Origin of the sequence: Escherichia sp. MR, assembly GCF_005280595.1 — a bacterium.
Classification (GTDB): Bacteria; Pseudomonadota; Gammaproteobacteria; order Enterobacterales; family Enterobacteriaceae; genus Escherichia; species Escherichia ruysiae.
On record NZ_SZVK01000003.1, the window covers coordinates 56954 to 68072 of the forward strand.

8 protein-coding genes and 2 pseudogenes are annotated in these 11119 nt (G+C 52.3%); 8 read left to right on the forward strand and 2 right to left on the reverse strand.

Features of this window, described 5'->3' with window-relative positions; genetic code table 11:
* Positions 1 to 16: 16 nt before the first annotated feature.
* The 3 genes and pseudogenes from glgP to FC814_RS23045 form a co-directional block, all read left to right on the forward strand.
* The gene (gene glgP, locus FC814_RS02330; RefSeq protein WP_000993435.1) at positions 17 to 2464 is read left to right on the forward strand and encodes a glycogen phosphorylase; all 2448 of its coding nucleotides are present in this window, start codon (positions 17 to 19) and stop codon (positions 2462 to 2464) included.
* A gap of 226 nt (positions 2465 to 2690) precedes the next feature.
* Positions 2691 to 2959 (forward strand): annotated as a pseudogene (locus tag FC814_RS23040) (phosphate ABC transporter substrate-binding protein); the annotation flags it as partial.
* Positions 2958 to 3230: pseudogene (locus tag FC814_RS23045) on the forward strand (hypothetical protein); the annotation flags it as partial. The pseudogenes FC814_RS23040 and FC814_RS23045, both read left to right, overlap by 2 nt.
* 164 nt (positions 3231 to 3394) lie before the next feature.
* Here the strand turns inward: FC814_RS23045 and glpD are convergent.
* Complete coding sequence (gene glpD, locus FC814_RS02340; RefSeq protein ID WP_085461343.1) at positions 3395 to 4900, reverse strand: glycerol-3-phosphate dehydrogenase; 1506 nt, start codon at positions 4898 to 4900, stop codon at positions 3395 to 3397.
* A gap of 189 nt (positions 4901 to 5089) precedes the next feature.
* On the opposite strand from glpD, the gene glpE reads away from it, so the two are divergent.
* From glpE to FC814_RS02355, 3 genes are read left to right on the forward strand one after another with little or no spacing between them, the layout of a single operon-like run.
* On the forward strand, positions 5090 to 5416 hold the full coding sequence (glpE, locus tag FC814_RS02345) for a thiosulfate sulfurtransferase GlpE (RefSeq protein ID WP_000371928.1): 327 nt from the start codon (positions 5090 to 5092) through the stop codon (positions 5414 to 5416).
* Positions 5417 to 5460: 44 nt separating this feature from the next.
* Positions 5461 to 6291, forward strand: coding sequence for a rhomboid family intramembrane serine protease GlpG (gene glpG, locus FC814_RS02350; RefSeq protein ID WP_000928717.1), 831 nt, complete (start codon positions 5461 to 5463; stop codon positions 6289 to 6291).
* Between the two features lie 16 nt (positions 6292 to 6307).
* Positions 6308 to 7066 (forward strand): DeoR/GlpR family transcriptional regulator, encoded by a 759-nt coding sequence (locus FC814_RS02355; RefSeq protein ID WP_137325453.1) that lies wholly within the window; start codon positions 6308 to 6310, stop codon positions 7064 to 7066.
* Here FC814_RS02355 and rtcR read toward each other — a convergent pair.
* Entirely contained in the window at positions 7048 to 8646 is a 1599-nt protein-coding gene (rtcR, locus tag FC814_RS02360) for a DNA-binding transcriptional regulator RtcR (protein WP_137325454.1), read from the reverse strand. The genes FC814_RS02355 and rtcR overlap by 19 nt on opposite strands.
* Before the next feature lie 186 nt (positions 8647 to 8832).
* Here rtcR and rtcB point away from each other — a divergent pair, with 186 nt between their 5' ends.
* Positions 8833 to 10059, forward strand: coding sequence for an RNA-splicing ligase RtcB (gene rtcB, locus FC814_RS02365; protein ID WP_137325455.1), 1227 nt, complete (start codon positions 8833 to 8835; stop codon positions 10057 to 10059).
* 3 nt (positions 10060 to 10062) lie between these two features.
* A complete protein-coding gene (gene rtcA, locus FC814_RS02370; RefSeq protein WP_137325456.1) occupies positions 10063 to 11079 on the forward strand; it encodes an RNA 3'-terminal phosphate cyclase in 1017 nt (338 codons plus the stop codon).
* The last annotated feature ends 40 nt before the right edge of the window (positions 11080 to 11119 follow it).

Here is an 11119-nt window from a genome sequence, read left to right on the forward strand (position 1 = left end):
TTCAGGAAACGCCTATATGAATGCTCCGTTTACATATTCATCGCCCACGCTAAGCGTAGAAGCTCTTAAGCACTCTATCGCTTACAAGCTGATGTTTACGATTGGAAAGGATCCGGTCGTCGCCAATAAACATGAATGGCTGAACGCAACGTTATTTGCTGTGCGCGATCGTCTCGTGGAACGCTGGTTACGTTCGAATCGTGCCCAGCTGTCGCAAGAAACTCGCCAGGTTTACTACCTGTCGATGGAGTTTTTGATTGGCCGTACTCTCTCCAACGCCATGCTGTCGTTAGGTATTTATGACGATGTCCAGGGTGCGCTGGAGTCGATGGGATTAAATCTCGAAGAGTTGATTGATGAAGAAAATGACCCGGGTCTCGGTAACGGTGGCCTGGGGCGTCTGGCCGCCTGCTTCCTGGATTCGCTGGCGACGTTAGGGTTGCCGGGGCGCGGTTACGGCATCCGTTATGACTATGGTATGTTCAAACAGAACATCGTTAACGGCAGTCAGAAAGAGTCTCCGGACTACTGGCTGGAGTACGGCAATCCGTGGGAATTTAAACGCCACAATACGCGCTACAAAGTGCGTTTTGGCGGCCGTATTCAGCAAGAAGGTAAGAAAACGCGCTGGATTGAAACCGAAGAGATTCTGGCCGTGGCTTACGACCAAATCATCCCAGGTTATGATACTGACGCGACCAACACTTTGCGTCTGTGGAGTGCACAAGCCAGTAGCGAAATTAATCTTGGTAAATTTAACCAGGGTGACTACTTCGCGGCAGTGGAAGATAAAAACCACTCTGAGAACGTATCCCGCGTACTGTACCCGGATGACTCCACCTATTCCGGACGTGAACTGCGTTTGCGCCAGGAATATTTCCTGGTATCTTCGACCATTCAGGACATTTTAAGTCGCCATTATCAGTTGCATAAAACCTACGATAACCTGGCGGATAAAATCGCGATTCACCTCAACGACACCCATCCGGTGCTGTCGATTCCTGAGCTGATGCGTCTGCTGATCGATGAGCACAAATTTAGCTGGGACGACGCTTTTGAAGTGTGCTGCGAGGTCTTCTCCTACACCAACCACACGCTGATGAGCGAGGCGCTGGAAACCTGGCCGGTCGATATGCTGGGTAAAATTCTGCCGCGCCATTTGCAGATTATCTTTGAAATCAACGACTATTTCCTGAAAACCTTGCAGGAGCAGTATCCGAACGATACTGACCTGCTGGGACGGGCGTCGATCATTGATGAATCGAATGGGCGTCGTGTGCGCATGGCCTGGCTGGCTGTTGTGGTCAGTCACAAAGTTAACGGCGTATCGGAGCTGCACTCTAATCTGATGGTGCAATCGCTGTTTGCTGACTTTGCGAAGATCTTCCCTGGACGTTTCACCAACGTTACCAATGGTGTGACTCCGCGTCGCTGGCTGGCGGTGGCGAATCCGTCGCTTTCAGGCGTGCTGGATCAACACCTCGGTCGTAACTGGCGTACCGATCTGAGTCAATTAAACGAGTTGCAACAGCATTGTGATTTTCCGATGGTCAATCATGCTGTTCATCAGGCGAAACTGGAGAACAAAAAGCGTCTGGCGGAGTACATCGCCCAACAATTGAATGTGGTGGTGAATCCGAAGGCGCTGTTTGATGTGCAAATCAAACGTATTCACGAATACAAACGTCAATTGATGAATGTGTTGCACGTGATCACCCGCTATAACCGCATCAAGGCCGATCCAGATGCGAAGTGGGTTCCACGAGTGAATATCTTTGGCGGTAAGGCGGCTTCGGCCTATTACATGGCGAAGCACATTATCCATTTGATCAATGACGTAGCGAAAGTGATCAACAACGATCCACAGATTGGCGATAAGCTGAAAGTGGTGTTTATCCCGAACTACAGCGTCAGCCTGGCGCAGCTGATCATTCCGGCAGCCGATCTTTCCGAACAGATTTCGCTGGCGGGTACGGAAGCCTCCGGCACCAGTAACATGAAGTTTGCACTTAACGGCGCACTGACTATCGGTACGCTGGACGGTGCGAACGTCGAGATGCTGGATCATGTCGGTGCGGATAATATCTTTATCTTTGGTAACACTGCGGAAGAAGTGGAAGAACTGCGTCGTCAGGGCTACAAACCGCGTGAATACTACGAGAAAGACGAAGAACTGCATCAGGTGCTGACGCAAATCGGCAGCGGCGTGTTCAGTCCGGAAGATCCGGGACGCTACCGCGATCTGGTTGATTCGCTGATCAACTTTGGCGATCACTACCAGGTGCTGGCGGATTATCGCAGCTATGTCGATTGTCAGGATAAAGTTGACGAACTGTACGAACGTCCGGAAGAGTGGACAGCCAAAGCGATGCTGAACATCGCAAATATGGGCTATTTCTCTTCTGACCGGACTATTAAAGAGTACGCCGATCTTATCTGGCATATTGATCCGGTGAGATTGTAATTTCGCCAAAAATAGAACGGGGCCAAAAGGTCCCGTTTTTTTTCGCCTTTATTTCGGAAAAGTGTCCAGCGGGGCGAAGATAGTGGAGGAGTATAATTTCGCCATTCAGAAAGAATGGACAGAATGATGCAAAACAAAAAATGGATTTTGATCTCGCTGGTAATGACTTTTTTCGGTATTCCCATACCGGCGCAATTTTTGGCAGCGGTTATTGCCACGCTGGGTGCGACTCGATGGCGCGACGGCAGCATAACCCATTTATGCTTCTGCCTTTTATGCGTTAAACGTTATATCGGAAGATTTTCACGTCTGAGATATCTGGATAACTCTCGCGCGCCAGAAGCGTATAACAAAATCGTTAAGGGCGATGCCGATATTATTTTCGTGGCGCAACCTTCCGGTGGGCAGAAAAAACGGGCAGAGGAATCGGGCGTCACTTTGATATACACCCACTTTGCCCGCGAAGCATTTTTTTTCATCGTCAATACGGATAATTATTTTTTATATTGCGCCAGAGAAATCAGCTTTGCTGGAAAATATCCGTAATTTCTTTCTGAGTGTTGTTTGGTGCCCCCTGAATTTTTCGCCATTTTGGCTCCAGCCGTGGACTGAGTTAGTCGGTTCGATAAGTGCACAGCTTGGTTTTGCGCTGGGATATTACTGCCAGTGGCGTAGCAAAAATAGAAGCCAGAGGTGGAAGTGGGGCGGGTGGGGAATGTGCCTGAGTTTTGTTACGTTGGGTATGATGGTGTGGGCTTTGCGATAATTCCCTGAATCCAAAAGTTATTGAGATTGAAATTTGACCACAGATTGTTGGCAAAGTGCGCTTTGTTCATGTCGGATGCGGCGTGAACGCCTTATCAGGCAGTTTTTGTGTTTATCATCAGTCTCAGGTCAGATTGAAATCTGACCTGACCACCTTACGTTAAATCACGACGCCAGCGACAATTTCTGCTGCGTATACTCGACCAGCCACTGACTTACACGAGACTGTTGCTGCGCATTCAGCCACATGCCTTGTTTCGTGCGACGCCACAGGGCATCGTCGGCGCGGCGTACCCATTCGTGGTCGACCAGGTATTTCAGCTCCGCTTCGTAGAACTCATGACCGAAATCTTCCCCGAGATCGCTTACCGTCCCCGCATTGCCGAGCAGCAGCTCGCTGTTGCTGCCGTAAGTGCGTGCGTAATGACGCGCCAGCGATTCGGTCAGGAACGGGTAACGGCGGCGCAGGCGGGCGGCATAATCGTCGCGGTCGCCTTCAATGGCACCACCCGGCAGCACGCTCTCTTTCGTCCACGCCGGGCCAATACCCTGATAATACGGCGTCAGTTTTTCCAGCGCATGTTCCGCCAGTTTACGATAGGTCGTCAGCTTGCCGCCAAATACCGACAACAGCGGTGCTTTGCCGTTTTCGTCATGGATATCAAGCGTGTAATCACGAGTAATAGCCTGCGGTGAGTCGGACTCATCATCACACAGCGGGCGCACGCCCGAGTAGGTCCAGACGATATCGTCCCGGCTTAACTGTTTTTTAAAGTGCGCGTTATACACTTTCAGCAGGTAATTGATTTCACTCTCTTCAATCTTCACTGCCTTCGGATCGCCTTTGTACTCCACATCGGTGGTGCCGATGATAGAAAACTCATCCATCCACGGGATCACGAACACAATACGTTTATCTTCGTTTTGCAGAATGTAGGCTTGCTTCTGGGTATGCACACGCGGCACCACAATATGGCTGCCTTTGATCAGGCGAATGCCATAAGGCGAAGGCAGATGCATCCCGTCATCGAAGAACTGTTTCACCCACGGGCCGGTAGCATTAACCAAGCCGCGCGCCTGCCAGGTGTATTTTTTGCCGGTATCGATATCTTCCGCTTCCACAATCCACAGGCCGTTTTCGCGGCGAGCAGAAGTAGCACGAGTACGAGTAAGCACTTCGCCGCCTTTACGCACCACCATCTGGGCGTTGGCGAGTACCAGACGAGCGTCGTCTACCCAACAGTCGGAATATTCGAATCCGCGCTTAATTTCCGGCTTTAACACTGAATTTGCGCCAAAACGCAAACCGGTTGATCCCGGCAGGCTGGTGCGTTTACCCAGATGATCGTACATAAACAGACCAATACGAATCATCCACGCCGGGCGCAGATGCGGGCGATGCGGCAGGCGAAAACGCATCGGGAAGGCGATATGCGGCGCCATCTTCAGCAGCACTTCACGTTCAGCCAGCGCCTCGCTGACCAGGCGGAATTCATAGTGCTCAAGGTAGCGCAGGCCACCGTGAATGAGTTTTGAACTGGCGGAAGAGGTCGCGCAAGCGAGATCCTGCGCCTCCAGCATCAGCACGGATAAACCGCGTCCAGCGGCGTCTGCCGCGATACCAGCACCATTGATGCCGCCACCTATCACAATCAGATCTTTGGTTTCCATGCTGCCCTCGTTCACTTTCGTTAAAGCTCATAAATGTTCGTTATCGAACATATTAGCAAAGAATCGCGCTTTGGGTAACATTGAAAAAACATTTTAGAGTGATATGTATAACATTATGGCGTTTATCTGCCGCTTCGACGTAAACTGTGCGGTAAATTTGCCCACTTGTTTGTAAAGAAAGAGAGACGCATGGATCAGTTCGAATGTATTAACGTTGCCGACGCGCACCAGAAGTTGCAGGAAAAAGAGGCGGTGCTGGTCGATATTCGCGATCCACAGAGTTTCGCAATGGGGCATGCGGTGCAGGCTTTCCATTTAACTAACGACACGCTTGGCGCGTTTATGCGTGATAACGACTTTGACACTCCGGTGATGGTGATGTGTTATCACGGCAATAGCAGCAAAGGCGCGGCGCAGTATCTGCTGCAACAGGGCTACGATGTGGTCTATAGCATTGATGGTGGCTTTGAAGCCTGGCAGCGTCAGTTTCCCGCAGAGGTGGCGTACGGCGCGTAACGCTTTATACTGTCCCCTTTTGTGTGGAATAAGCGACAGCAACGATGTTGATGATTACCTCTTTTGCTAACCCCCGCGTGGCGCAGGCGTTTGTTGATTACATGGCGACGCAGGGTGTTATCCTCACGATTCAACAACATAACCAAAGCGATGTCTGGCTGGCGGATGAGTCCCAGGCCGAGCGCGTGCGGGCGGAGCTGGCGCGTTTTCTCGAAAACCCGGCAGATCCGCGTTATCTGGCGGCGAGCTGGCAAGCGGGCCATACCGGCAGTGGCCTGCATTATCGCCGTTATCCTTTCTTTGCTGCCTTGCGTGAACGCGCGGGGCCGGTCACCTGGGGGATGATGATCGCCTGCGTGGTGGTGTTTATCGCTATGCAAATTATCGGCGATCAAGAAGTGATGTTATGGCTGGCCTGGCCATTCGATCCAACACTGAAATTTGAGTTCTGGCGTTACTTCACCCACGCGTTAATGCACTTCTCGCTGATGCATATCCTTTTTAACCTGCTCTGGTGGTGGTATCTCGGCGGCGCGGTGGAAAAACGTCTCGGTAGCGGTAAGCTGATTGTCATTACTCTCATTAGTGCCCTGTTAAGCGGCTATGTGCAGCAAAAATTTAGCGGGCCGTGGTTTGGCGGGCTTTCTGGCGTGGTGTATGCGCTGATGGGCTACGTCTGGCTACGCGGCGAGCGCGATCCGCAAAGTGGCATTTACCTGCAACGTGGGTTAATTATCTTTGCGCTGATCTGGATTGTCGCCGGATGGTTTGATTTGTTTGGGATGTCGATGGCGAACGGAGCACACATCGCCGGGTTAGCCGTGGGTTTAGCGATGGCTTTTGTTGATTCGCTCAATGCGCGAAAACGAAAATAATTCCAGGGATTTATAAATGAAACAAACACAACGTCACAACGGTATTATTGAACTGGTTAAAAAGCAGGGTTATGTCAGCACCGAGGAGCTGGTAGAGCATTTCTCCGTCAGCCCGCAGACTATTCGCCGCGACCTCAACGAGCTGGCAGAGCAAAATCTGATCCTGCGCCATCATGGCGGTGCGGCGCTGCCTTCCAGTTCGGTTAACACGCCGTGGCACGATCGTAAAGCCACCCAGACCGAAGAAAAAGAGCGCATCGCCCGCAAAGTGGCGGAGCAAATCCCCAACGGTTCAACGCTGTTTATCGATATCGGCACCACGCCGGAAGCGGTGGCGCACGCGCTGCTCAATCACAGCAATTTGCGCATTGTCACCAATAATCTCAACGTCGCTAACACGCTGATGGTGAAAGAAGATTTCCGCATTATTCTCGCCGGTGGCGAATTACGCAGCCGCGATGGCGGGATCATTGGCGAAGCAACGCTCGATTTTATCTCCCAGTTCCGCCTCGACTTCGGCATTCTGGGGATCAGCGGCATTGACAGCGACGGCTCGTTGCTGGAGTTCGATTACCACGAAGTTCGCACCAAACGCGCCATTATTGAGAACTCGCGCCACGTCATGCTGGTTGTCGATCACTCGAAATTTGGTCGTAACGCAATGGTCAATATGGGCAGTATCAGCATGGTCGATGCCGTCTACACCGATGCCCCGCCTCCTGCGGGCGTGATGCAGGTGCTGACGGACCACCATATTCAACTGGAGCTGTGCTGATCCTGCACGGCTTCCCACGTCAGACCAAAACGCGCCAGGTATTTGCGTAGCCGATCTGCGTCATTGACGCTGGCTTTGCCCTGGCGCGAAACGTCAAAAAGCTGACGCCCGGCAGCAGAAAGCGACTTTGCCTGACGGCAGACAGCGATAACGTTTTCCAGTTGTATGCGGTCAAAGAGATCGATGTTTTCCATCTCCGCGCCCAGTAACGCTGTAAGCGCCGAAGGGCGGCTTTCCTGCCAGTTGTAGCGCAGACGGTTTATCTCATCTTCCACCACTTCCAGAGTGATGCGTCCGCTAGTGGCAAAGGTTGCCATGCGCGTAACGCTGGCAGAAAGCTCGCGAAAGTTACCGCGCCATGTCGCCTGGGGAGATGTCGCAAAGGTCAGCCAGGCACGCCGCGCTTCGGTGTTAAAACGCACGCTGTCACCGGTGAGTGAGGCGTGGCGCTCCACTTCATAATCCAGATTAGGCTCGATATCCTCCTGACGCTGGCGCAGTCCTGGTAGGGTGAAGGTCCAGAGATTGATCCGCGCGTACAGGTCTTCGCGAAATTTCCCTTCGGCAACCAACTGGCGCAAATCGCGCACCGTTCCGGCGATAAGCTGAAATTCACTGCTGACCAGACGATCGCTGCCAAACGGGTAAAAGGTTTTTTCTTCAATGGCTTTTAGCAGCATGGCTTGCTCGTCTGCGCCCAGTTCGCCAATCTCATCGAGAAACAACATCCCGCCGTTGGCGCTGCGTAACAAACCTTCCCGCGATTCCCGCGCCCCGGTAAATGCGCCTTTCACATGACCAAACAGCGCCGATATGGCGGTATCGCCGCGCAGGATGGCGCAGTTCACTTCTACAAACGCGCCGCTAAACTGATGCCGCGCCTGTTTTAATTCAAAAATGCGCCGCGCCAGAAACGATTTACCTGCGCCGGTCGGGCCGTTAAGCAGGATCGGCGCGCGGGATTTAATCGCTACTTTTTCGATCTGCTCAATCATGCGGTTGAAGTGGGGGTTACGCGTGGCGATGCCTGATTTGAGGAAATCGAGTGTTTGCTGGCGTTCTTTGGCAAAGCGGCTGGCAATCGCGTTATAACGGCTTAAATCGAGATCGATAATCGTCACCGCGCCTGGGCTATCGGGCTTTTCTTTTTTGCGTGGTGGTGAAGTTTGCGCCAGTCGGGCGGGCAGGTAACGTGCTTCTGCCAGCAGAAACCAACAAATCTGCGCGACGTGGGTGCCGGTGGTGATGTGAATTAAATAGTCTTCTTTATCAGGTTGAAACGTGTAATGACGGGCGAAATCATGCAGGCAGGCGTAAACCTCTTCGAAATCCCACGGGTTATGCAGTTCTATCTCAAAGCCCACCACTTCTGTTTCTGGCGAAACGCTGGCGATATCGCGTTTAAGCGTTTCAAACAGCGAGCGTGAGCGGGCGTCGTGCAACAATTCCAGCCGGTCGATGACCAACGATTCTTGCTGACATAAACAGAGCGTCGGGCGCCATTTCGACCAGCGTTGGCTGCCACGCCCGGCATAATCCAGTACGGTTCCGACAAAGCCAAAAGCCACTGTTTTACGCATCTTAGATATCTTTATAAAAGACGATATTTCATTATCGGGTAAGTGACTTTATAGAAAATCTCCGTTTACGGACTTTGTACTTTTAATTAAATAAAAACAATTAATTATAAATTTAATTTGCTGATTTAATTTTTTGGCACGACGGTTGCAATTATCAGGACATACCAACGAAAAGAGAAAAACAAAATGAATTACGAATTACTGACCACTGAAAATGCCCCGGTAAAAATGTGGACCAAAGGCGTGCCGGTAGAAGCCGATGCGCGTCAGCAACTTATTAATACGGCGAAGATGCCGTTTATTTTCAGACATATTGCGGTAATGCCTGATGTGCACCTGGGAAAAGGTTCCACCATTGGTAGCGTGATCCCAACGAAAGGGGCGATTATCCCGGCGGCGGTAGGTGTGGATATTGGCTGTGGAATGAATGCGCTGCGTACCGCGTTAACGGCGGCGGATCTGCCTGAAAACCTGGCGGAGTTGCGCCAGTCGATTGAAACTGCCGTACCACACGGGCGTACTACCGGGCGTTGTAAACGTGATAAAGGCGCATGGGAAAATCCGCCTGTTAATGTCGATGCTAAATGGGCCGAGCTGGAAGCGGGTTATCAGTGGTTAACGCAAAAATATCCGCGTTTCCTGAACACTAATAACTACAAACACCTGGGAACGCTGGGAACCGGCAACCACTTTATTGAAATCTGCCTTGATGAGTCGGATCAGGTGTGGATTATGCTGCACTCCGGTTCACGCGGAATCGGTAACGCCATCGGAACTTACTTTATCGATCTGGCGCAAAAAGAGATGCAGGAACAGCTTGAAACGTTGCCGTCGCGTGACCTGGCGTACTTTATGGAAGGTACGGAATATTTTGACGATTACCTGAAAGCCGTGGCCTGGGCGCAGCTTTTTGCCAGCCTTAACCGCGATGTGATGATGGAAAACGTGGTGTTGGCGTTGCAGAGCATCACGCAGAAAACGGTAAGACTGCCGCAAACTCTGGCGATGGAAGAGATCAACTGTCACCACAACTATGTGCAAAAAGAACAGCACTTTGGCGAAGAGATCTATGTGACGCGTAAAGGCGCGGTATCTGCGCGTGCCGGGCAGTACGGAATTATTCCTGGGTCGATGGGCGCGAAAAGCTTTATCGTCCGTGGGCTGGGAAATGAAGAATCATTTTGCTCATGCAGCCACGGTGCCGGGCGGGTAATGAGCCGTACCAAAGCGAAAAAATTGTTTAGTGTGGAAGATCAGATTCGTGCCACCGCGCATGTGGAATGCCGTAAAGATGCCGAAGTGATCGACGAAATCCCGATGGCGTATAAAGATATTGATGCGGTGATGGCGGCGCAAAGCGATCTGGTGGAAGTGGTTTACACCCTGCGTCAGGTAGTGTGCGTAAAAGGATAAATAATGAAAAGGATAATTGCGCTGGATGGCGCACAGGGTGAAGGCGGCGGGCAGATCCTGCGCTCGGCGCTGAGCCTGTCGATGATAACCGGTAAACCGTTCACCATCACCGGCATTCGTGCCGGGCGGGCGAAACCGGGGCTGTTGCGCCAGCATCTGACGGCGGTAAAAGCGGCGATGCAAATCAGCGATGCAACGGTTGAAGGTGTGGAGCTGGGATCGCAGCGCCTGGTCTTCCGGCCCGGCACCGTGCGCGGCGGCGATTACCGCTTTGCTATCGGCAGTGCCGGAAGTTGTATGCTGGTGCTGCAAACGGTGCTGCCCGCGCTGTGGTTTGCCGATGAGCCATCGCGTGTTGAAGTGAGCGGTGGCACCGATAACCCGTCGGCGCCGCCTGCCGATTTTATCTGCCGGGTGCTGGAACCGCTGCTGGCGCGGATGGGGATTCAGCAGCAAACAACGCTGTTGCGCCACGGTTTTTACCCTGCTGGTGGCGGTGTGGTGGCAACGGAAGTTACGCCGGTGGCATCGTTTAACACCTTGCAACTTGGTGAGCGCGGAAACATTGTGCATATGCGTGGAGAGGTGCTACTGGCTGGTGTGCCGCGCCATGTTGCTGAGCGTGAAATCGCTACGCTGGCGGGTAGTTTTTCACTGCATGAGCAGACTATTCATTCCTTGCCGCGCGAGCAGGGGCCAGGAAATACCGTCTCGCTGGAAGTCGAAAGTGAAAATATCACTGAACGCTTTTTTGTCGTCGGTGAAAAGCGCGTCAGTGCCGAAGTGGTCGCCGCCCAACTGGTGAAAGAGGTTAAACGCTACCTGGCAAGCCCGGCTGCGGTAGGGGAATATCTCGCAGACCAGTTGGTGCTGCCGATGGCGCTGGCAGGCGCGGGGGAATTTACGGTCGCCCATCCCTCATGCCATCTGCTGACCAATATCGCGGTGGTGGAGCGTTTCTTGCCAGTGCGGTTTACTCTGGCTGAAACAGATGGCGTAACGCGGGTTAGCGTTGAATGATGCAGAGAGGTAAGTCGGATCAGGTGCGTTATCCGACCAA